This is a genomic window from Mesorhizobium sp. M6A.T.Cr.TU.014.01.1.1 (assembly GCF_004022765.1).
GTDB lineage: Bacteria > Pseudomonadota > Alphaproteobacteria > Rhizobiales > Rhizobiaceae > Mesorhizobium > Mesorhizobium mediterraneum.
In genome coordinates, this window is sequence record NZ_RZPG01000008.1 from 149,350 (window position 1) to 171,442 (window position 22,093).

21 protein-coding genes are annotated in these 22,093 nt (G+C 62.4%); 8 read left to right on the top strand and 13 right to left on the bottom strand.

Annotated elements, in window-relative coordinates; genetic code table 11:
- Positions 1 to 13: 13 nt before the first annotated feature.
- The 4 genes from EN885_RS11430 to EN885_RS11445 form a co-directional block, all read right to left on the bottom strand.
- Positions 14 to 904: an ABC transporter permease gene (locus tag EN885_RS11430; RefSeq protein WP_128242011.1), complete on the bottom strand. Its 891-nt coding sequence runs from the start codon at positions 902 to 904 to the stop codon at positions 14 to 16.
- On the bottom strand, positions 904 to 1,863 hold the full coding sequence (locus EN885_RS11435) for an ABC transporter permease (RefSeq protein ID WP_128242012.1): 960 nt from the start codon (positions 1,861 to 1,863) through the stop codon (positions 904 to 906). Before EN885_RS11435 ends, EN885_RS11430 begins: the two co-directional genes overlap by 1 nt.
- Positions 1,864 to 1,947: 84 nt before the next feature.
- Positions 1,948 to 3,534 carry an ABC transporter substrate-binding protein gene (locus EN885_RS11440; RefSeq protein WP_128242013.1) on the bottom strand — a complete coding sequence of 529 codons (1,587 nt, stop codon included), beginning with the start codon at positions 3,532 to 3,534 and terminating at the stop codon, positions 1,948 to 1,950.
- A 40-nt stretch (positions 3,535 to 3,574) separates the two neighbouring features.
- Positions 3,575 to 4,306 carry a FadR/GntR family transcriptional regulator gene (locus EN885_RS11445; RefSeq protein WP_245493063.1) on the bottom strand — a complete coding sequence of 244 codons (732 nt, stop codon included), beginning with the start codon at positions 4,304 to 4,306 and terminating at the stop codon, positions 3,575 to 3,577.
- Positions 4,307 to 4,435: 129 nt separating this feature from the next.
- Here EN885_RS11445 and EN885_RS11450 point away from each other — a divergent pair, with 129 nt between their 5' ends.
- The 4 genes from EN885_RS11450 to EN885_RS11465 all read left to right on the top strand — a co-directional run bounded on the left by EN885_RS11450 (position 4,436) and on the right by EN885_RS11465 (position 8,211).
- The gene (locus EN885_RS11450) at positions 4,436 to 5,407 is read left to right on the top strand and encodes a Gfo/Idh/MocA family oxidoreductase (RefSeq protein ID WP_128242015.1); all 972 of its coding nucleotides are present in this window, start codon (positions 4,436 to 4,438) and stop codon (positions 5,405 to 5,407) included.
- Positions 5,404 to 6,399, top strand: coding sequence for a Gfo/Idh/MocA family oxidoreductase (locus tag EN885_RS11455; protein WP_128242016.1), 996 nt, complete (start codon positions 5,404 to 5,406; stop codon positions 6,397 to 6,399). Before EN885_RS11450 ends, EN885_RS11455 begins: the two co-directional genes overlap by 4 nt.
- The gene (locus EN885_RS11460) at positions 6,389 to 7,342 is read left to right on the top strand and encodes a dihydrodipicolinate synthase family protein (protein WP_245493058.1); all 954 of its coding nucleotides are present in this window, start codon (positions 6,389 to 6,391) and stop codon (positions 7,340 to 7,342) included. The genes EN885_RS11455 and EN885_RS11460 overlap by 11 nt, the downstream gene beginning before the upstream one ends.
- A gap of 98 nt (positions 7,343 to 7,440) precedes the next feature.
- A complete protein-coding gene (locus tag EN885_RS11465) occupies positions 7,441 to 8,211 on the top strand; it encodes a TIGR01458 family HAD-type hydrolase (protein WP_127289017.1) in 771 nt (256 codons plus the stop codon).
- Positions 8,212 to 8,428: 217 nt separating this feature from the next.
- On the opposite strand, the gene EN885_RS11470 is transcribed toward EN885_RS11465, so the two are convergent.
- Both EN885_RS11470 and EN885_RS11475 read right to left on the bottom strand, forming a co-directional pair.
- Positions 8,429 to 9,961 (bottom strand): FAD-dependent oxidoreductase, encoded by a 1,533-nt coding sequence (locus EN885_RS11470; RefSeq protein WP_128242017.1) that lies wholly within the window; start codon positions 9,959 to 9,961, stop codon positions 8,429 to 8,431.
- A 62-nt stretch (positions 9,962 to 10,023) separates the two neighbouring features.
- Positions 10,024 to 10,332, bottom strand: coding sequence for a hypothetical protein (locus tag EN885_RS11475; protein WP_128242018.1), 309 nt, complete (start codon positions 10,330 to 10,332; stop codon positions 10,024 to 10,026).
- A gap of 33 nt (positions 10,333 to 10,365) precedes the next feature.
- On the opposite strand from EN885_RS11475, the gene EN885_RS11480 reads away from it, so the two are divergent.
- From EN885_RS11480 to EN885_RS11490, 3 genes are all read left to right on the top strand, one after another.
- The gene (locus EN885_RS11480; protein ID WP_095486618.1) at positions 10,366 to 11,337 is read left to right on the top strand and encodes an SDR family oxidoreductase; all 972 of its coding nucleotides are present in this window, start codon (positions 10,366 to 10,368) and stop codon (positions 11,335 to 11,337) included.
- Positions 11,338 to 11,475: 138 nt separating this feature from the next.
- Positions 11,476 to 13,188: an HAD family hydrolase gene (locus EN885_RS11485; RefSeq protein ID WP_127289011.1), complete on the top strand. Its 1,713-nt coding sequence runs from the start codon at positions 11,476 to 11,478 to the stop codon at positions 13,186 to 13,188.
- Positions 13,189 to 13,206: 18 nt separating this feature from the next.
- Positions 13,207 to 14,067 carry an NmrA family NAD(P)-binding protein gene (locus EN885_RS11490; RefSeq protein WP_128242019.1) on the top strand — a complete coding sequence of 287 codons (861 nt, stop codon included), beginning with the start codon at positions 13,207 to 13,209 and terminating at the stop codon, positions 14,065 to 14,067.
- Between the two features lie 54 nt (positions 14,068 to 14,121).
- Here the strand turns inward: EN885_RS11490 and EN885_RS11495 are convergent, their stop codons facing one another.
- From EN885_RS11495 to EN885_RS11505, 3 genes are read right to left on the bottom strand one after another with little or no spacing between them, the layout of a single operon-like run.
- A complete protein-coding gene (locus EN885_RS11495) occupies positions 14,122 to 16,401 on the bottom strand; it encodes a xanthine dehydrogenase family protein molybdopterin-binding subunit (protein WP_128242020.1) in 2,280 nt (759 codons plus the stop codon).
- Positions 16,398 to 17,426, bottom strand: a complete 1,029-nt coding sequence (locus EN885_RS11500) for a xanthine dehydrogenase family protein subunit M (protein ID WP_128242021.1) — start codon at positions 17,424 to 17,426, stop codon at positions 16,398 to 16,400. Before EN885_RS11500 ends, EN885_RS11495 begins: the two co-directional genes overlap by 4 nt.
- Before the next feature lies 1 nt (position 17,427).
- Positions 17,428 to 18,060 carry a (2Fe-2S)-binding protein gene (locus tag EN885_RS11505; protein ID WP_128242022.1) on the bottom strand — a complete coding sequence of 211 codons (633 nt, stop codon included), beginning with the start codon at positions 18,058 to 18,060 and terminating at the stop codon, positions 17,428 to 17,430.
- 217 nt (positions 18,061 to 18,277) lie between these two features.
- Here EN885_RS11505 and EN885_RS11510 point away from each other — a divergent pair, with 217 nt between their 5' ends.
- On the top strand, positions 18,278 to 18,721 hold the full coding sequence (locus EN885_RS11510; RefSeq protein WP_128242023.1) for a PPC domain-containing DNA-binding protein: 444 nt from the start codon (positions 18,278 to 18,280) through the stop codon (positions 18,719 to 18,721).
- A 48-nt stretch (positions 18,722 to 18,769) separates the two neighbouring features.
- On the opposite strand, the gene EN885_RS11515 is transcribed toward EN885_RS11510, so the two are convergent.
- The 4 genes from EN885_RS11515 to EN885_RS11530 form a co-directional block, all read right to left on the bottom strand.
- Positions 18,770 to 20,044, bottom strand: a complete 1,275-nt coding sequence (locus tag EN885_RS11515; RefSeq protein ID WP_128242024.1) for a DUF763 domain-containing protein — start codon at positions 20,042 to 20,044, stop codon at positions 18,770 to 18,772.
- Between the two features lie 140 nt (positions 20,045 to 20,184).
- Positions 20,185 to 20,883, bottom strand: coding sequence for an MgtC/SapB family protein (locus EN885_RS11520; protein WP_128242025.1), 699 nt, complete (start codon positions 20,881 to 20,883; stop codon positions 20,185 to 20,187).
- A 96-nt stretch (positions 20,884 to 20,979) separates the two neighbouring features.
- Entirely contained in the window at positions 20,980 to 21,417 is a 438-nt protein-coding gene (locus tag EN885_RS11525; RefSeq protein WP_128242026.1) for a GFA family protein, read from the bottom strand.
- Positions 21,414 to 22,061 (bottom strand): alpha-ketoglutarate-dependent dioxygenase AlkB, encoded by a 648-nt coding sequence (locus tag EN885_RS11530; protein WP_095486457.1) that lies wholly within the window; start codon positions 22,059 to 22,061, stop codon positions 21,414 to 21,416. Before EN885_RS11530 ends, EN885_RS11525 begins: the two co-directional genes overlap by 4 nt.
- Between the last annotated feature and the right edge of the window lie 32 nt (positions 22,062 to 22,093).

Genomic DNA, 22,093 nt, shown 5'->3' on the forward strand with positions numbered 1-22,093 from the left:
AAAACCTTCAGGTTCAGTTGAGATCGGAACGGGGATCGAATGCATCGCGCAGGCCGTCGCCGATGAAGTTGATGGCCAGAACGGTGAGCACGAGCACGGCGCCGGGAAACATCCATTGCCAGGGATATTGCTCGAGCACGACGGTGGAGCGGGCGAGATTGAGCATGTTGCCCCAGCTGGCTTCGGGCGGCGCGATGCCGAGGCCGAGGAAAGAGAGGCCGGCTTCGAGCAGAATGGCGTTGGCGATCTGCAAAGTGGCGTAGACGACAAGAATGTCGATGCAATTCGGCAGGCCGTGACGGAACAGGAGATGCGGCAGCCCCGCCCCCATGCCACGGGCGGCGACGACGAAGTCGCGCTCGCGCAGCTCGAGCAGCCGGGCGCGCACCATGCGCGACAGCACCGGCCATGAGAGCAGCGAGATCACCAGGATGGTCGGCGCGATGCCGGTGCCGGCAATCGAAGCGAGCACGAGCAGGAAGATCACCGGCGGCAGCGTCATTGCGAGATCGACGAAGCGCATCACCGTGCCGTCGACAACACGCCCGCCGAAGCTGGCAACGGCGCCGACTAGGAAGCCGATGACGATCGAGATGGCGACCGAGCAGACGGCGACCAGCAGCGAGATCCGCCCGCCTTGCAGCAACCGGGCCATGACGTCGCGGCCGACGCCGTCGCTGCCTAGCCAATGAATGGCCGACGGTCCCTTGTTGATCGCCCTGAGATCGATCGCGTTGGGGCTGAACGGCCACCATAAAGGATAGGTCGAAACCGCCAGCAGGATAGGGATAACGATAAACAGACCGGCGCGCGCCGCACGATTTTCAAAGAAGCGGTCGAGCGCGCGGCGGAGCGGTCCTTTGGTTTGCGGCACAGCTGTCGGATCTGGCGCGGTGATCGTCATCACGACACCTGAATGCGCGGATCGACGACGGCATAGACGATATCGGTCAGGAGATTGACCAGAATGACGCAGATGCCGATTACCAGGGTGGCGCCCATGATGACCGGGTAATCCCTTGTGCCGACGGCGTTGACCAGCAGCAGGCCCATGCCCGGCCAGTTGAACACGCTTTCGAGGAAGATGGCGCCACCGATCGCGATGCCGACCGTCGACCCGATCAGGGTGATGACAGGCAAAAGCGCATTGCGGGTCGCGTGCTTGATGATCACCCAGAATTCGCGCACTCCCTTGGCACGCGCGGTCCGCACATAGTCCTGGTTGAGCACTTCCAGCAGCGACGCGCGCATGTAGCGCATGATCAGCGCGGCGTGTCCGATGGACAGCAGGCAGGCGGGCAGGACGAGATGCGCGAGCACATCCGATACGGAAAACGGCGCGCCGGCGGTCTGCATGCCGCCTGATGGCGCCCAGCGCAGCAACACCGAGAAAAAGTACAGTCCAAGAAGCGCCGTCAGAAAAGCCGGGCTGGAGATGCCAACGAAAGAAACCACTGACAGCGCGATGTCGGGCAGCGCGTTACGGCGGACGGCGCTGAAGATGCCGGCGGAAATGCCGAGCACGATGGCGATTGCCAAGCCCGTGCCCATCAGGAGCGCGGTCGGGCCGATACGATCCATGACCAGCGGCAGCACGGCAACGCCGCTGCGCTGGATCGAATAGCCGAAGTCGCCGCTGAGCGCAGCGCGAAGCCAGGCGAGGTATTGCACGGGAAGCGGCTGGTCGAGCCCAAGCCGGTCACGCAGGACTTCGAGGTCAGAAGCAGACATCGGGCTGGATGGGTTGATATACGCGTCGATTGGATCGCCGGGCGCCAGCCGCAGAAGGATGAAGATGAGGACGCTCAGAGCGACCAGCATCAACAGTCCTGTAGCGCTGCGGCGGGCAATGAAACTCAGCATTGGCTTCCGTGGTGATGGTGAGCGGAGCCGGCATCAGGCCGGCTCCGTGCAAAGGTGGGCCTGGAGTGGCCCGCCAGGCGTTTTTTACTGGATGTCCCAGCGTTCCGGGTGAGCCGCGAAAGGACCGCCGGCAGGCGCCGGCGTCCAGACAAAGTCACGCAGTTTGTTGGAGGCGACGCCATAGCGATTGGCTACCCATAATGTCGCCCAGGGCAGATCCTTGTTCATCACCTTGCAGACTTCCTGCCAGGATTGATCGATCTTGGCCGGGTCGGTCTGGCCGAGCGCGGCGTCCAATGCAGCGCTCAGGTCGTCGAACTCGATGCGCATGGTGTTGAAGCCTGCCGGCGGAATCTGGGACTTGTTGAGACCCGGGCTGATGCCAGCCGGATTTGGACCGTTCTGCAGGCCGGCATAGACCATCGCAAACGCGTTCCAGTCCGGCGTGCCTTCCTTGTAGACGATGCCGTTATAGGTCGGCGTATCGACGACACGCGGCACAACATTGATCCCGACCTCGGCCAGCATCGACTGTATGGCGGCCATCACATTGGCCGCTTGCGGCGAGCCGTAATAGGTCAGCAAGGTGATGGGCTTATCGCCGTTGATCTTGTCCCAGCCCGCCTCAGCAAGCAGCGCCTTGGCCTTTGCCGGATCGTAAGCATAGGTCTCGAGGCCTTCGGGAAGCAGATGCGGCGCGACGTAGCCGCAATTGGCCGGTTTGGCCGCGCCGCCATAGAGGCTCTCGATGATGGCATTGCGATCGATCGCGTACATGATCGCCTGGCGGACGCGAACATCCCTGAAGAGCTCGACCTTCTGGTTGAGCCCGATGTAGTTGACTACATAAGAAGCGCCCTCGATCACCTTGAAATTGCTGTCGCTTTTGAAAGATACCGCGTCGTCGGGCTCGACATAGGTGAACTGGATCTCGCCGGCGCGCAGCGCGGCAACGGCCGCCGCCGGGCTCTCGAAATACCGGTTGATGAGCACGTCGGCCTTCGGCTTGCCGCCGCGATAGTCGTCATCCGCGGCCAGCTCGACATATTGATCGCTGACGTAGCGATTGAATTTGAAGGGGCCGGTGCCGACCGGCGTGGTGGACCACCAGGTGCTTGTGGCCAGCGTTTCCGGTGGCATCGCGGCCAGGGCATGCTCCGGCAGGATCATCACCTGCGAGAGAATGGACAGGAACGAGCCGTTGGGCTTCGACAGTTTGACGACGACGGTGCGGTCGTCCGGCGCGTCGACCGACGCGATATCGCCGAGACGCGCGGCAAACAGACTGCCGGACGCTTTGTTCCTGGCGAGCTCAAGCGTGAACTTGACGTCCTTGGATGTGAACGGCTTGCCGTCGTGCCAGGTCTCTTGGACAAGGTTGAACGTATAGGTCAGTTGGTCGTCGCTGACCCTGTAGCCCTTGGCCAGATCGCCTTCGAGTTCGGTCAGGTCGGCGTTGTAGATGACCAGCGGTTCAAAATAGGTGCTGAGCCAGGTAAAGCCGCCGGTCGCAGCCAGCGGATTGAAGTTCTTGGGAAAGCCGCCGGGGCCGACGTCGAAGCCCCCGGTTATGGTCTTGGCACTCTGTGCCTGGACGCTGGTGGCAAGGCTGATGCCGCCGAGCAGCAGCCCGGTGACGGCCAGATGACGAGCTATGGTCTTGATGCGCATGGTTTCCTCCCTTGGCATTGTCAGGTAGTTTGGCGTTGGGTCAGGTCGCTCGGTTTTTGGCGATGACTTGCTGAATCCCCCTGTAGTGGTCGTCGAGGCGCTGACGCGCCCGGTCGACATCCTTGGCGGCGACGGCCTCGACGATCTCGTGATGGTCGCGCCACGTCGCCAGCGGCGTCGGATTGTCGAGGCTGGTGAAGTTCGAGGCCTTGTTGAACGCCACCCAGAAGATGTCGATCAGCGCACTCAGCATGTGATTGTTCTGACAGCGAAACAGCAGCTGGTGGAATTGCTGGTCCTCTTCGGCAAAGCTCTCTTGGCGCTCGGCGCGCCGCCGCATGCTTTCGGTCAGTTGGCGCAGCGCGGCGATGTCTTCGGCGCTGATCATCTCGATGGTCTTGGCGATGAGGCCAGTTTCAAGGACGCGGCGGATCTCGCGCAGCTCTTCGACGTCGCGCAACGAATCCTGCAGGCCATATGCCAGATTATCCAGCAAGGGCTTGAACGAGAATTCCTTGACGAACACGCCGATGCCGCGACGCGTCTCCAGAATGCCGATCGACTCCAGCGCCTTGATCGCTTCGCGCACCGAGTTGCGGCCGACGCCGAGCCGCTGCGCCAGGAAGGTCTCCGGAGGCAAGGGATCGCCTGCCTTGAGCTTGTTGCTCTGGATGTAGGTCCTGAGGCTCTCCTGCACGCTGACGTGAAGCAGCGGCGGTCGAGCCAACGGTTCGATCGACTTAGATTCCGAGATCGGCTTGGGTTCTGAGATCAACTTGGGTTCCGGCATTTTGCTCCCAGCGCCGCTGCAATTGCGCCCGATGGCGCGTTGCAAAGCGGTCGATGCTTGTAGCATAGCGACTTGTAGGATATCCTGCAAGTGAGAGGATTCGTCACCGAAATGAAGATTGTCCTGGCCGGCTCAAGCCATTGGCACGCCGAAATGCATCTCGACGCCGCACACGCTTGTAGTGCCGAGATTGCCGGCATTTGGGATGAGGACGCGGAGCATGCGCGCGCCTTCGCGACGCGTCATCATTTGCCGTTCATTGCGGATTTCGCGAAAATCCTCTCCAGCCCGCCTGATGTGATCCTGCTGATGGGACATCCTTCGACGGTGCCCGCGCGGGCGCGAGCCGTCATCGAAGCCGGCATACCGCTAATCCTGGAAAAGCCGGCGGCGAGCAGCACTGGAGTGTTGGCCGCGCTGCGCGACCTGGCGAGGCAGCACCGGGCCTTTGTCAGTGTTCCCCTGCCCAACCGCTTTGGGCCGGCCGTCACTGCCTTTGAACGGCTACGCCGGCAAGGCCGCGCCGGTGCGGTTGCGCATTGCCAGTTCCGGCTGGTCAATGGCCCGCCGCAGCGCTACGCGGCCGACGGTGTCGCCTGGGTCGTGGATCCGGCGATCGGTGGCGGCGGCGCGCTGAGGAACCTCGGCATACACGGCATCGACGCCGCGCTCAGCCTGGCAACCGGCGGGCTTGGGCTGAAAGCCGTTTCGATCGAGAACCGCATTCACCGCGCCCCGGTCGAGGACCATGCGCTGCTTGTGCTGGAAGACGCTGCCGGAGCGTTGTTCGTCGTCGAGGCGGGATATACTTTCGCGTCGATGCGCCCCGGCGGCGACTTTGAATGGCGCATCGTCAGTGCGAATGCGACGCTCATCGACTATGGCGACCGCGCCATCTGTGCGACGCTCGACGATGGCGCTATCGTCGACCTGCCGATCGAATTGCCGGCGACGCGCTACCGGCTATGCATGAGCGACACGCTCGACCGGCTGGCTCGAAAAGCGCCGCCGGCGATTTCGATCGATGACTATGTTGCGGCGATGTCGCTGATCGACGCCGCGTATGAAAAGGCAGGACGATGATTGGAATAGGCATTATCGGAGCGGGCGATTTCGGCGGGGCCCATGCAAGGGCAATCAAGGAAGTGCACGGCCTGCGCCTCGTCGCATCGTGCCGCGGGAATAACGATGCCCTGGCCGGCTTCACCAGCGAACACGGTGGTCGCGGCTACACCGACTGGCGCAAGCTGCTGGACGATAAGGATGTCGACGCTGTCCTGATCGCCAGCCCTCACCATCTCCATGCCGAGATGGCCATCGGCGCAGCGGAGGCCGGCAAGCACATCATGCTCGAAAAGCCGATGGCGCCGACGGCGGCAGCCTGCGATGCGATAAACGCCGCCGTGGCCGCCGGCGGCGTCAAGCTGATGGTGGCCCATCTCATGCATTTCGCCCTGCCCTGCATGGCGGCCAGGCAAATGCTGGAGGAAGGAACGCTCGGCCGGCCGCTCATCGGATCGAGCTGGATCATCAAGCTGTGGATGGAGCACAATCGCCGCGACTGGCATCTGCGCAAGGCAACCGGCGGCGGCATGCTGTTGACGGCCGGCATTCATGCGCTCGACCGCCTGGTCTGGCTGATAGATGACGATGTCGTGTCGGTGAGCGCCATGCTCGGCGCCAAGTTCCATGACCAGGAAGCCGACGACACCGCCCTGCTCGGACTGCGTTTCGCCGGCGGCGGGCTCGGCCAGGTGCAGAGCATCGGCTACCGCAATGGCGCGACCAGCTACGCCATGGACCTGGTCTGCGAGCAGGGAACGCTGCGCATCGACATGGACCGCGGCACGATGCTCGGGCGCGATGCGGTCTGGACCGACCTGCCCGGCTCGTTCGAGCCAAACTGGATGCACAACGCGCTGGTGCGCGAATGGACGGCGATGGGCGATGCCCTTGCAAACGACAAGCCGGTGCCGGTCGATGGTGCCTATGGACGCAAGATCATCGGCATCATCGAGGCCGCCTTCTCGTCGAACGAAACCCGGCGCGAGCACGAGATCGCCGGTGCGCGCTGAGCTGGACGACCATCTGACCCATTTGCCTGCACAGGCGCCGCGCGGCGTCTGGGGCGCGGTGATGCTGGCCATCGACGACCGCGGTGCAATCGACTGGGAGGCGACGGAAGAGACGATCGCGCGGCTTTGCGCGGCCGGTGTCGACGGCATCTATTCCAACGGCACGGCCGGCGAGTTCCACTGCCAGACCGAGCCTGAGTTCGATTGGCTTTGCGACCTGGTGGCCGCGTCAGCGGCTCGCGCGCGCCTGCCCTTCCAGATCGGCATCAGCCAGTCCAATCCGCGCGTCGCGCGCGAGCGGCTGACGCGGGCATCGGCGCTCCGCCCGGCGGCGATGCAATTCACCTTGCCTGACTGGTGGCCGCCCAGCGACGATGAGGTCATGCGCTTCGTCGGCGGTCTTTGCGAGACTGCGCCTGACACGCCGCTGGTGCTCTACAATCCACCGCACGCCAAGCGCCGCCTGACACTCGAAGGCATCGCCAGGCTGCGTGCAGCGGTGCCGTCGCTGGCCGGCGCTAAGCTGCCGGGCGGCGACGCCAACTGGTACGCCGACATGCGCCGCGAACTGCCGGGATTTTCGGTCTTCGTGCCCGGCCATACGCTGGCGACGGGATTTGCCCAGGGCGCCCACGGCAGCTATTCCAACGTCGCCTGCCTCAACCCGAAGGGCGCGGTGACGTGGTGGCAGATGATCCGCACGGATGCGGCAGCCGCTGCCAAGGTCGAGACGCGCATACAGGCCTTTCTCGCCACGCACGTTCTGCCTTTTCGCGCTCGTTACGATGTCAGCGATGCGGCGCTCGACAAAGCGATGGCGGCAGCCGGCGGCTGGGCGCCGCTTGGCTCGCGACTGCTCTGGCCTTACAGCTCGGTTCCCGACGAGGCGACCGCGACGCTGGCCGAAGTCGCACGCACGGCCTTCCCCGAATGGTGGGAGTGAGCGGCGGTTAATCGAGTGCGCCTGCCCTGATCCAAAAGGAACAACCATGGCCTTGTTCCGGGTTTGACGCACGGCGGACTCGTGATCATGCTGCACCGATGACAAGAGGTGTACTGCTTGACCTCGCAGGCGTCATCTATGATGGCGAGACCGCCATATCAGGCGGAATCGACGCCGTTGCGCGTTTGCGCCAGGCCGGTTTGGCCGTACGCTTCGTAAGCAATACCACGCGCTCGTCGAAACAAGGGGTTCTCGAACGTCTGGAGGCGATGGGACTCACCGTTACCAAGGCAGATGTTTTCACGCCGGCGCACGCTGCTCGCGAATGGCTGCTTCGCAATGGCCGTGCGCCATACTTGTTGGTTCACCCCGGCCTTGCGCCGGATTTTGACGAGCTACCGGATCGCGACAAGCGCGCCGTCATCGTCGGCGATGCCGGAGACGCCTTCACATATGCGGCGTTGAATGACGCGTTTCGTGAGCTGAGTGCGGGGGCCGAATTGCTGGCCCTTGCCACCAACCGGACGTTTCGGGACGCCGACGGCGGACTCAGCCTCGATGCAGGGCCATTCGTCGCGGCATTGGAATTTGCCTCCCTGAAACGCGCAACTGTCCTCGGCAAGCCCTCGTCGGCATTCTTTCTGTCGGCGCTGGCAAGCATGGACTGTCCGCCGGATCAGGCGATCATGGTCGGCGACGACGCCGAGGCCGATATAGCTGGCGCCCTGCGCGCCGGAGTTTCGGGCGCATTGCTGGTGCGGACAGGCAAATACCGGCAGGGCGATGAAAAACGGTTTGATCCGCGCCCGACCGCAACCGTCGCCGATCTCGCGGCGGCAACCGACTGGATCATTGCGCGCCGAGACTGATTGCGCAGGCTGAACCGGCCGCACAGCGCCCGCAGCCCGGACCTTGTGCTGCGCGGAATGAACGAAGCGCAATTGAATGCTGAGCCACGGAAGGCGGATAACAGCGTGCGCCTCGCTAGAGCAGTTCAGCTTTTGATAGAATCGCTGACCCGCTCTAAGTATTTGTTTTTACGCAATTCCGGACGAAAAACCGCTCCGCGCTTTTCCCGGAATTGCTCTAGGTCATTTGACGCTCCATTTCCACCTCGGCCCCTAGACTTTCGATGTCGCGGAAGATCGAAGCGACAGCCAGCGTGCGCCCTTCGCGCTTGAAGCGGAGCAGGCAATCCTTGGCAAGGATGTCTCCATCGACCACGATCTCGTCCCATTGCGCGGCATGGCCAACGTAGTTGATGGGCACATCATAATGCTGGCTCCAGAAGAACGGCACGGCGACGAATTTCTCGCGATGGCCGAGCATGTTGAGGGCTGCTGTTCGCCCCTGCCTCTCCGCAACCACCCAATGCTCGATCCGAATGTTCTCGCCACTGTGAGGATCTGGCCACCGCGCAATGTCGCCAGCCGCGAAGATGCCTGGTGCGCTCGTCTCCAAAAAGGCGTTCACGACGACACCGCGGTCAAGGATGAGCCCCGCCGTTTCGGCAAGCCCCGTCCGCGGTCGCACGCCGATGCCGACGACGACGAAATCCGCCGCCAACGTATCGCCGCTGCTGAGTTTCACCTTGCTGCCGTCGATGCTGCTCGCGGTGTCCTCGAGATGGAATACGACACCATTCTCCTCATGGAGGGCGCGGATGAAGTCGCCCATTTGCGGCCCCAGGACCCGTTCCATGGGCCGTTTTTCCGGCGCCACGACATGAACTTCGATCTCGCGCGAGCGCAGGGCCGCGGCAACCTCCAGGCCAATGAAACTGGCGCCAAGCACGACGGCGCGGCGCGCAGTCGTGGCTCGCTCGATGATCGCCTTGCAATCTGCGAACGAGCGCAGCGTGTGAACGTGTGGCTGGTCGGCGCCTTGTATGGTCAGGCGAACCGGTTCGGCTCCGGTCGCAAGGAGCAGCCTGTCGTAAGGAGTCCGTGTCCCGTCCGCGAGCACAACTTCGCCAGAACGTGCATCGATGCTGGCGACGTTCGCGTTGAGACGCAGGTCGATGTCGTTCTTCGAGTAAAAGCTGTCTCCGCGGAGCGGAACCCAATCCTCCGGCGCTTTGCCGGCGAGATAGTCCTTGGAAAGATTGGGCCGATCAACGGGCGGCGCTTCGTCGTTGCTGAGCATGACAATGCTACCTTGATAGCGTTCGCGCCGCAGTTTTTCTGCCGCCGCGAAACCGGCCGCGCCGCCACCGACAATGACGATTTTCTCTGGAGCCTGGCCGGAGCCTCCATCGCGCTGCTTCGGTGCCGTCCGCTTGCGCTTTTCTCCCACGAATATCCGATCATCGCGTTGTTCCACCGACCAGCAAGCGAGTGGATTGAAAGCAGGGGCGCGCAAGGCCTCGCCTGTACGCAAATCGAAGCACGCGTGATGCCAAGGACACCGGACGGTGTCTTCCACCACAAGACCGTCGACGAGCGGCCCGCCATAATGTGTGCATGTCGCCCCGATGGCGAAGACCTCGGCCCCGCGGCGCACCAGCAGCACCTGCTCATCGCCGCAATGGCCGAGAAGCTTTCCGCCATCGGAAAGGTCGGATAACGCGATGCCCTCGACCAGATCCGGCCCGTTTGGTTTGGTATGACCTTCAGCCATTTTCCTCTCCCTTGGCGCGATCCGCTGACAAAATCGCCTGTACGCCGAGAAGCGGGAAATCTTCAGGTCACCAGCCTCGGAATACCTTCTGCTTGGCCAGCGCCTTCAGGTTCTCGGACACCGCTTGTGCCCAAACGTCCGGCCGCATCATTCGTTGCCAGTTGGGCAGTACGCGCCGTCGATTCCTGGCGTTTTGGGTTCGCTGCGATCAAGAACATTCGGCGCCTGCTGCCAAATTTGGGGGGGGCGATTCTCATCGGCGGTTTGTCGAAGGTGGCGCTCATCACTCGTTGCCGCGGCTGCAATGGTCGCTTGTCGAACGCATCGCGGACTGAAGAATGACGCCGTCGCGCAGCTTTTTCGCCGGACATGCGTTGTTCATCCTTCAAGCCAAGGAGGCAGCCATGCAGATGAAATCGGAAATCGCCGGCGAGGCCGCCAAGCAGCGCCATATCCAGCGTCGGATCGATGCCAAGGACAAATCGAAATCGAGCGGCAAGCAACAAGGCGCCATGCAGGCCGGAGCACGCAAATATCCCGAGCCGCCCTTTCCTGAGCAGCACCAGCCGAAGCCGGGGCACGAATGGGCGATCGAGCCAGCGCCGCTTTACGATGCGCCATTCTATATCGGATCGAAAAAGCTCGACGGCAAAGTGGCTGTCATTACCGGCGGCGATTCCGGCATCGGCCGCGCAGTGGCCGTGCTCTATGCGCGCGAAGGCGCGGATGTAGCGATCGTCTATCTGTCGGAGGACAAGGATGCCGAAGAGACAAAGAGGGCCGTCGAAGCCGAAGGCCGGCGCTGCATCCTGATCAAGGCTGACGTCAGCGAACGCGACCATTGCCACAATGCGGTGGCTGAAGTGGTGAAGGAATTCGGCCGGATCGACGTGCTGGTCAACAACGCCGCTTTCCAGATCCATTCCAGCGAATTCAGCGAGCTGACCGAAGAGCATTTCGACACAACGCTGAAGACCAACCTCTACGGCTATTTCCACATGGCGCAGGAGGCCGTGCCGCATATGAAGCCCGGCTCGGCGATGATCAACAGCGGCTCCATAACCGGCATCGAGGGCTCAAAGCAACTGGTCGACTATTCGATGACCAAGGGCGGCATTCATGCCTTCACGCGCGCGCTCTCGGGCAATCTTATCGAAAAGGGAATTCGGGTGAATGCCGTGGCGCCGGGCCCGGTATGGACGCCGCTTAACCCGTCGGACAAGCAGGCCGGTGACGTTTCGAAATTTGGCGCAGACACGCCGATGAAACGGCCGGCACAACCGGAGGAGATCGCGCCCGCCTATGTGTTCCTCGCCTCGCCGCACTGCTCGAGCTACATCACCGGCGAGATATTGCCGATCATCGGCGGTTATTGACCGTACGGGCACGCTCCCGCCCACGGCGCATGGCATGTTTGTCGTCCGATCCCTTCAAAAGATGACGGTAGGCGCGGCGACGCCGGAGATGAGGCAATGCCAGAGATGAAGCAATGCCAGAGATGAAAGGTCGACAGCATGTATTTCATGGCCTTGGCGACGGATTATGACGGCACGCTGGCGCATGAGGGGATCGTCTCCGGAAAGACGCTTGTGGCTCTCGAACGGTTCAAGAAAAGTGGTCGCAAACTCATTCTCGTCACAGGAAGAGAACTGCCCGACCTCAAGCGCGTTTTTCCCGATATCGGCCTGTTCGACAAGGTCGTCGCCGAGAATGGGGCGTTGATCTACACGCCTGCCAGCGAGGAAGAACGTGTGATTTCACCGGCACCGGCGCCCAAATTCGTCGCCAAGCTGAAGAAACACGGCGTCAAACCGCTTTCAGTCGGACGGTCGATCGTTGCGACCTGGGAACCACACGAAGCAACAGTTCTTGAGGTCATCAAGAAACTGGGGCTGGAACTGGAAATCATCTTCAACAAGGGCGCGGTGATGATCCTGCCGAGCGGCATCAACAAGGCAACCGGACTGGCCGCCGCCCTCGAGGACCTGCGGCTGTCGCCACACAATGTGGTCGGTATTGGCGATGCTGAAAACGATCATGCCTTCCTGCAGGCCTGCGGCTGCAGCGTCGCTGTCGACAATGCACTTGCGGCGGTCAAGGACACAGCGGACCTTGTGACGCGCGGCGCACGTGGAAAAGGCGTCGAGGAACTGATCGAGAAACTGGTAAAGCGTGATCGGGAACTTGTCCGAAAACGCCGCGACGGCATTCTTCTCGGCTCGGTCGGCGGCGACGAAGTCTATCTGACGCCGACCGACACGGTTCTGATCGCCGGAAGCTCCGGCATCGGCAAATCCACCTTGGCCACCGCGCTGACGGAACGCTTCGTCGAGAACGGCTTTCAGTTCTGCATTTTCGACCCGGAAGGCGATTATGATGGCCTCGAAGGTGCCGTCCGGATAGGCGATGGCTCGAGCGCACCAACAAAGGCACAAGTGCTCGACCTGATCGAGAAGCCGGACACCAGCGTGGTCGTCAATGGGCTGGCATTACGGGTCAATGAGCGACCGGACTTCTTTGCCGATCTGCTCCCCGGCCTTGGCAGTTTCCGCTTCCGTACAGCGAGGCCGCATTGGCTGGTCATCGATGAGGCGCATCATCTTCTGCCCAAGAGACGCGACGACACGCGCGCTGTCCTGTCGTTGGAATTGCCGGGCACCGTCCTGATCACCGTTCACCCGGAAGCGATTTCGACCGATGCCCTGCGTCTGGTCACTGCCGTCATTGCGCTCGGTCCCAAGGCCAAGAATGTCATCAAGGCTTTCTGTCATGAGACGGATATCAAGCCGCCAAAGGATATTCCATCGTCAAAAGGCGAGCGCGTGTTGTTCTGGCGGCCGCAAACCCGCAAGAAAATTGCCATGGTCAAAGCGATTGAGCCGCGCCAGTCGCTCAAGCGTCACAGCCGCAAATATGCAGAGGGTCAACTCGACGAGGCCGGCAGCTTCTATTTTAGAGGTCCCGACAACGCGATGAACCTGCGGGCCCACAACCTGATGATCTTCGCTCAGATCGCCGAAGGCATCGACGACGGGACTTGGGAGCATCACCTGCGCGCCGGCGACTATTCCGAATGGTTTCGCCATCAGATCAGGGACAAGGAGCTGGCGCGCGAAGCCGCCGAGGCAGAGAAGGACGAAATGCTCTCGGCGCAGGAAAGCCGCAAGCACGTTCTGGATGCAGTACGTCGCCGGTATACGGCACCTGCCACCGCCCCGGAGGAATAGGAAGCGAAAGGATCGGCCATGCACATCATTCTCGGAGGCACGGGCCATGTTGGTTCTGCTGCAGCCATGTCGCTGCTACAGCAGGGCGAAGCGGTCACCATCGTAACTCGCGACCCATCGAAAGGCGCTTACTGGACCCAGCGTGGCGCCGAAATCGCGGTGGCGGATGTCCACGACAGCGAGGTCCTTCGTCAGGTCTTTCGTCAAGGCGAGCGGCTGTTTCTGCTCAATCCGTCGGCCGACCCATCGACCGACACCGACGTTGAAGAGCGCAAGACCGTTGCCGCCATCATTGCGGCCCTTGAAGGATCTGGATTGCGAAAGATCGTCGCGCAATCAACCTACGGCGCTCAGCCCGGCGACCGGTGTGGCGACCTGAACATCCTTTACGGGTTGGAGCAGAAACTGCGCACCCAGCCGATCCCTGCCAGCATCATCCGGGCCGCATATTATATGAGCAACTGGGATTCTGCTCTTGAAACTGCGGAGCAGGATGGGGTGGTGAACACCTTTTTTCCGGCGGACTTTAGATTGCCGATGGTGGCCCCGGACGACCTTGGGCGCGCCGCCGCCCGTTTGCTGAAAGAGCCGATCGAGCAGACAGGTACCCACTATGTCGAAGGGCCGGCGCGCTATACTGCGTCTGATGTCGCGGCTTGTCTGAGCGACGAGTTACGAAAAGACATTCAGGTGGTGACGGCACCGCGTGAAAAATGGCAAGAGACCTTTGAGAGCATGGGCTTTTCCAGGGCGGCTGCCGAGTCGTATGCGCGCATGACCGCCCTCACTCTGGACGAGCTTGAACTGCCCGCCAATCCCGAGCGTGGCACTGTTTCCCTGCAACGCTACATTTCCGATTTGCTGGCCCGACGCAATTAGCGCCGCAAGGCAGCGGTGACTATCTCTGTGTTTTCAACCCGTTACCGGAGCAAATTATACTATTAAATTCTCTATTCTGATCGGCAGATCGCGGATACGCCTGCCGGTGGCGTGATACACCGCGCTTGCGACGGCGGCTGCCGTTCCGACATTGCCGAGTTCGCCCAATCCCTTGACGCCGGCCGGGTTGACCGCGTGATCGACTTCCGGGACGAGGATCACCTCAAGCTGCTTTATGTCGGCGTTGACCGGCACCAGATAGTCCTGCAGGTCGCGGTTGACGTAGCGGGCGTGGCGCCGGTCGATTTCGGTCGCCTCGTGCAGGGCCTGACCAATGCCCCAGATCATGCCGCCCATCAACTGGCTGCGCGCGGTGCGCGTATTCATGATGCGGCCGGCGGCAAAGGCGCCGACGATGCGGGGTACCCGGATCTCCCTCGTGTAGCTGTTGATGCGCACTTCAACCAATTCTGCGCCATAGGCGTATTTCACCGAATCCTCGTCCTGATCGCCGCCGTGGAATTCCGCCTGCCCGGCATAGAGCTTCTTCAAGGCCTCCGGCGACGAGCCTTTCGGCGCAAACTCGGCATATTCCTCGAGCGCGCCGATCTGCATCGCGTTGAAGACGTCGGACAGTCTGGCCGACTTGCCGCTATCGGTGACGACGGCCTCCTTTTCCATTTCCAGCTTTGCGTTGCCGGACCCCGCCAGTGGTCCGCCCTCCCCGACAGCCGCGGTGAAGAGTTTTTCGCGAATCGCGTCGCAGGCTTTCAGAACCGCCGAGCAGACACTTGCGGTCGAAATCGAGCCGCCAGAGACCGGCGCCGGCGGCAAGGTGCTGTCGCCCATCTCGACGCTCACCTTGTCGATATCGACGCCAAGCCGTTCGGCCGCCATCTGCCCCGCTACGGTGCGCACGCCGGTGCCGATCTCGTGCGAGCCGGATTGGACACGAACATGGCCGTCGTCGGTCAGGCGGACACGGGCTGCGCAGGGTGCTGCGGCGGTCGGGTAGATGGCGGTCGCACAGCCCATGCCGACCAGCCAGTCGCCATCACGCATCGAGCCTACTGCCGCTTCGCGCTTTGACCAGCCGAAGGCCTCCGCGGCCTGGTCATAGCACTTGATCAGCGATCTGCTGGAGAACGGCTTGCCGCCGATCGGTTCCTTTTCCGGCTCGTTGATGCGGCGGAATTCGACCGGATCCATGCCGAGTTCCACGGCCATTTCGTCCATGGCGTTCTCGAGCGCATAGACGTAGGGCGTCTCTGGCGGCGAACGCATGTAGCCGGGTGTGTTGCGGTCCGCATGGACCAGTGACACGCGCGTGAAAACCGCGCCGTAATTATACATGCGGCTGGTTGCCGAGGTGCCGCCGACGACATAGGGATCGGGTCGCGAGGTCACTTCCCAGCCTTCGTGACCGAAGGCGGTGATGCGGCCGTCCTTGTTCGCGCCGATACGGATGCGGTGACGGGTCTCCGCCCTGTAGGTTTGTGTGTCGTAAGCCTGCATGCGGCTGACCACGCAGCGCACCGGCCGGCCGACCCGGCGGGCCGCGACCGCCACGATCGCCGTGCGGGCGGTCATCGGCCCCTTGGAGCCGAAAGCACCGCCGATATAGGGACTGACGATCCGTACATTGGCCGGGTCGATCTTCAGTTGCCGTGCCAGTTCGGTCTTCCAGCCGGTGACGTTCTGACTTGGCTCGTGCACGGTGAGTTGGTCGCCCTGCCACCACGCCGTCGTGGAAAACAGCTCGATCGGATTGTGGTGCTGGGTCGGCGTCGAGTATTTCTGGTCGATCTTCACCGCAGCCGCAGCATAGGCCGCGTCGAAATCGCCGGCTTTAAGGTTCTCCTTGTACATCGGACTTTTGCCGGCGGCAGGCTCGATCCTGGTTCCCCGGGAATCGAAGCTGGCGCTGGGTGTTTCTTGCGCATAGTCGGCGCGGATCAGCATAGCCGCCTCCGCCGCCGCCTCGAATGTCTCGGCAACCACCAGAGCGATGATCTGGCCGTCATGGAAAATGGTCTTGTCGTGCAGCGGAGCGATCGAGCTTGCGCCGGTATTGCCGAATTCCGGCTTGTCGACCTGGTCCATGTCACCGACGCTGACGATATCGAGGACACCGGGCACCGCACGGGCCCTCTCGAGCCGGAGGGCGGAAATGCTGCCCTTGGCGATGGTGCTGGTGGCAAGCACGCCGTAGGCGACATTCGCGGTCGCAAGGTCGGCCGGGTAACCAGCCTGGCCGGTAACCTTCAGGCGGGCATCGATCCGGGGAACGGGATTTCCCATATTCTCTTTCGGCGTGGGGGCAGCTTGGTTCATGATGGGACCTTCATGTCGCGTGTTTCGAGCAAGGCTCGCACCAGAGTGCGTTTGCCGAGCGGGATCTTGAATGCGTTGTGTTCCCTTGGCTTCGCCTCGGCGAATGCGGCTTCGGCAGCAGCCTCGGCCGCATTGCGATCGAGCAACTTGTCTTGCAATGCCTCTTCAGCCGCCCTTGCACGCCAAGGTATGGTTGCCACGCCGCCAAGCGCTATGCGGGCCTGCCTGACCTTGTCGCCGTCCATATCGAGAGCGACGGCGGCGGAGGCCAGCGCAAACGCATAGGATTCGCGATCGCGTATCTTCAGGAAGCGCGAGCGGCGGCTCCAATCGCGGAAGGGCACATTGATGGCTACGATGACTTCGTCGGCTGCCAGATCTGTTTCTATGTTGGGCGTAACTCCGGGCAGGTGGTGCAGCTTGGCGAAAGGTATCCTGCGCAAGCCCTCCCTCCCCTCGGCTTCGACAACGGCGTCGAGCGCGATCAAGGCCTGGGCGAAATCGCCGTGATAAGTTGCGATACAGGCGTCGCTGGTACCGAGGACCGCATGTTGCCGGTTCAAGCCTTCCATGGCGGCGCAACCGGATCCCGGCTCGCGCTTGTTGCACGGCCAGGACGTCTCGCGAAAATACTCGCACCGCGTCCGCTGCAGCACATTGCCGGCCAGGCTTGCCATGTTGCGGATCTGGCCGCTGGCGGCGAGTTTCAGGCTTTCGGCAAGCAGCGGGCAACGGCGCTTGATCTCGGCCCTGTCTGCCGCCTCGCCCATGCGAACCAGCGCGCCGAAACGGATGGTGTCGTCGCTGATCCTGATCTGCCGCAAGGCTGGTTCGGCCAGACCGTTGAGATCGAGCAGCCGCTCGGGCTGCGCCACGCCAAGCTTCATGTAGTCGGCAAGATTGGTGCCGCCGGCGATGAATTGAGCGTTTGCCTGCGTCGGTGGAACGCGTGCGTTAGCAAAATTCGAGGCTGCGGCGACAGCCGCGGAGACATTGGTCGGTCTTTCGTAGAGGAAGGGGCGCATCTCAGGCCCTCCCTGTCTCGTCTCGCGCCTGGACGATGGCCGCGACAATGTTGGGATAGGCGGCGCACCGGCACAGATTGCCGCTCATATATTCGCGGATTTCGTCTTCCGAACCGGCGTGACCCTCGTTAACGCAGCCGATGGCAGACATGATCTGGCCCGGCGTGCAGTAGCCGCACTGGAAAGCATCGTTGTCGATGAACGCCTGCTGCATTGGGTGCAGGCTCCCGTCGACGGAAGCGATCCCCTCCACGGTCGTGATTTCACGACCTTCATTCATGATGGCGAAGCTCAGGCAGGAAAGCACACGCTTGCCATCGACAAGCACAGTGCAAGCCCCGCACTGGCCGTGGTCACAACCCTTCTTTGTGCCCGTCAGGCCGACATGATCGCGCAGCGCGTCAAGCAGGCTCGTGCGATTGTCGAGGGCGAGATTGTAGGCTTGCCTGTTGATGCGCATCGAAATCGTCGACAGATCGCGCGGCCCGGCCGAACTTGCGGTTGATTGTTCAGCCGCCTTCACCGACTTCGCCAGCAGCGGCGCAGCCGCGGCCGCCGAAACGGATCCGGTCATGAAGCCGCGTCGGCTGAGGACGGGCAATGTGGGTTTGCTGCGGGATTTGGCATCGGACATGGCTGGCTCCAGGCTGGCTGCGTCTCAAGCCGGCCAAACCATCCGCTGAAGCCAAGGTTCCCTCCCTCACGCGCCTGTGATCGCGTCTCCTCCAGACGCGCGGTCCAATCGCCAGCCTCGAACTGGCATTCGGAACTCTCCAGCCGTCATTTCGTTCAAAGTCAGTCGACTGAAAAGACGACAACGCAAAAGCCGACATGGCGTCTGGAGTGAAACCATGAAATCGCAGCTCGTCGCCGAAAGCGCCGGACAAAGGACATTCGTGGTGGTGCTTGATCCTGGCGAGGAAGCGTTCGCAGCGCTTACCTCTTTCGCTGTCGATCAGGACATCGGCGGCGCCTCGCTGACCGCGCTCGGCGCCTTCGAAAGGGCGACTGTCGGCTGGTTCGACCCCAGGGAAAAGACCTATCGGAAAATCCCGGTGCTGGAACAGTGCGAGGTGCTCAGCGCGATCGGCGATGTTGCGATTGGCGACGACGGCAAGCCCAGCCTTCACGTTCACGCAGTGCTCGGGTTGCGCGACGGCAGCACGAAGGGCGGACATCTGCTCGAAGGCATCGTTCAGCCGACACTCGAAGTCACTTTGGTGGAAGCGCCTGGGCATCTGCGCCGCAGGAAGCGCCCGGAACTCGGTATCGCCTTGATCGATCTGGATGCCTGAAGCCGAATGCGGATCAGGCCAGGTCCGCTGAATTGCGATCCGGCCCGATTATCCCTTTTGTTTGACTTGCCTGACGTCCGCGGGCGCCTCGGGTGCGGGCTCCCAGCCGAACACGCTGCGACCGCCGAGCAGATGCGATTGGTCGAACTCTCCGGCAACGATTTCCTTCAGGCTGGGGCCTGTGACATAGCGCTCAACCTGCCGCAATTGATCGTCCAGCCGCTTCAAGGCACCGATTTCTTCGTCGCGGCCGAGCCTGGCCTTGTGGACGGCGGACTTCAGCACGCCGATCGTCTCGTCATAGACCTTCAGCGGCACAGGGAATGGATGCCTGTCCTTGCCGCCATGCGCCAGCGAGAAACGGCCTGGATCGGAAAACCGGCACGGCGCGCCATGCAGAACCTCGGCCACCAGCGCCAGCGCCCGCACCGTGCGCGCGCCGACGCCGGGGACCAGGAGAAGCTCGGAGAAATCGGCAGGGCCACGCTCGGCAGCCGCGGCCATGTTCCCATGAAGACGGCGCATGACGACATCGCTTTCGCGAATGTCGTGGTGTGCCGGCATGACCAGGTGCGGCAGCATCAGCTGGTCGGGCTCCGGCGCGGCAGCCACGTCATGCTCAAGCGCGGCGAATTCCCTCAGGATGCGATCCGGTCCGAGATCCTGCAGCAGCTCCAGCTGTCCCTTGCGCGAAGCGTCGGCGCGGCGGTCGGTCAGGTTGACGATCTCGCCCTGGTTGGCGCCCTCGATGGCGGCATGCGGCTGGTCGACGAAGCTCTTCAGGCCCTCGGACAGCCAGTGATAGCGGCGCGCCACCTTGCTGTCGCCGTTCATGCCCTGCTGCACCACGACCCAGTCGCCGTCATCGGTCACGATGAAGCCGTGCAGATAAAGATCGAAGCCGTCCTGAACAGCGGCACTGTCAACCTTGGCGACGAGCCGGCTGGCCGTTGCCAAGCCTGTTCCGTCGAAGCCGACGCGCTCGCCGATGACGGCAAGCTCGTGCGGGGTCTTACGCGAATGCGCGCCGCGGCCGCCGCACACGTGAACACCGAGCTCGCCCGAGAGCGGAGCCAAACCACGTTTCAAGGCGCCGATGACGCTGGTCGTGATGCCGGATGAATGCCAGTCCATTCCCATGACGGCGCCAAACGACTGGAACCAGAAGGGATGCGCCAACCGGCGCAGCAGCTCCTCGCGACCGTAATGGTGTATGATCGCCTCGCACATGACCGCGCCAAGACGCGTCATGCGGTCGCCGAGCCATTTCGGCACGCGTCCGCCATGAAGTGGAAGGTCTGCGCTTCCCGATCGTTGTGCCAAATCTTGCCTATTCCCGATATACGCCTTGCACTCGACAGATAGGTATCGAAAGCAGCGTGAAGAAGCGATCATGCCCGTTTCGTGCAGCCGATGCTGCCGGCCTTGGTTCCCGGCCCGCTTGGCAATCAGTGTAGCGGTTATCAGGTAGATTCGCTGACGAGATTAAACTTCTCGATTTCGCAGTGCTCACCCACCAGTGTCAACAAATCCGTCGGCGGCGGTCCCTTGTCAGACCGTCTCCAGCTGATGTCGAACGACACCACGGGGCTGTCGCGATCCGGGCGCCGCTCCATTCCAACCAGGCGTGCTCGATAACCGGAAGGCCCGACGATCGTCTCAAGCTCTTCATGATCCGCCGCCCTCCAGGTGAGCGCCAACACAGCGTGGTGTTCGCGCGGTATCACCAGATCGACCCATTTCAACACGAGCAGAATGACCAGCGTCAGCACCGTCCCGGCTGCGCCCAAGGCGTATTGGCCACCCCCGAAAGCCAATCCGATCATCGTCATCATCCACAAGGTGGCTGCCGTGGTGACGCCGCTGACAAGACTGCCCCGGCGAAGAATGGCGCCACCGCCGATGAAGCCGACGCCGGTCAACACGCCCAGGGGAAAGCGCAGAACGTCCATCCGGACGAAGGAATCCGGATCTTTGCCGCCGACCCCCAGCAGAATAGTGGCCTGTGTCATGGCGATCGCGGCGGCCAGCCCGACCAGGATCGTTGTCCTGAGGCCGGCCGCCTGTCCGCGCGCCTCCCGGTCGAGGCCGATCAATGAACCGGCGAGCACGGTCAGAAGCAAGCGCGCGGCGATGTCTTCGTAGGCCGGGATAAGAGACATCGGTAAACCCTGATCGCCGCTGGTGTTTGGATTACGAACTGATCGCAATTCAATTCGGCTTGGGCCATTCGGGTTCCATCGGCGCCGTTTTGCCGGTTACCGATCGGAGGGATTTCCGATCGCCGGATCGCGCCGCCTTGAATATCTTTCCACACGCGGCAGATCGTCGGGAAATTCCACCCACGGCAGCTTCATGTCCCAATAGGCGTGAGCCTGCGGCGCAAAGCGTTCGGGGTGGTCGAAGAAGCCGATCGTCAGATAGAGTTCTTCGGGAAGCCCTTGGTCGAGATAGGCTATGGATGTGCCGCAATCGGCGCAGAAGGTGCGGAGCACGCCTTCAGTCCTTGAGAACGTCTTCGGCGCGCCGGTCAGCAATCTGAATTGCGCCGGTCGATAGCCGACCCAGACGGTCAGCGGGCTCCCTATGGCCTTGCGGCAATCGTCGTCGTGATCGGAGCAAATCCAGAACGGGTCGCCATGCATCTCAGCCGTTATCGAACCGCAAAAACAGGAGCCGGTCTCGATCCTTGTCATCGAACCACCCCTTTCGACGGAAGCGAACGTTGCGGCCGCAGGCTCCGCAAGGTGATCGAATAGCGGTGCGCGGCAACCGGAGGGATGCTGTGCTCCCATTCGGTGCGCGCCGGGCCCGTCATCAGGTAAGCAGACCTTGGCTCGACGATGATGGTCTCGCGATCCCATCTCGTGCCGTTCTTCCGGCGCAGCCGAAAGCTGCATGGCGCAAGAAGGGAAACGCCGGCCACGGCATCGAAATGCGGCTTGTCGCGATGCCATCCGATACCGGCGCCGGGTCGGTACTCGTTGATCAAGACCTGCACGAAAGCGTCGACGGGCAGCCGCGCAAATGCTGCCGCCTTCTCCCTAAGCGGCATCAGAAAAGCCGGGATCGGCGGCGCCGCGACGACTTTGCGTTGGTCGAAATCGTAGCGCAGGCCAAAACCGGCGACGCGCCGGTTTGCGAGGTGGCCATGAAAGTCGAAAGGCTGGAAGGCGAGACTTTCGAGCTGCCGCACCAGCTCAGCCTCTTCCTCCGCCGTGATCAACTCCGGCTGGTAGTGAAATCCCTCCGGCAGATCGTCGAGCGCACGAAAATCGGGCGCGCCAAACAGGTCGCCTTGGCCGGCGATTTCCGGTTGCTTGGTTTTGAGCGGTGGCATCAACCCTAATTGGTGAAGCCGCCCGGTGGCGG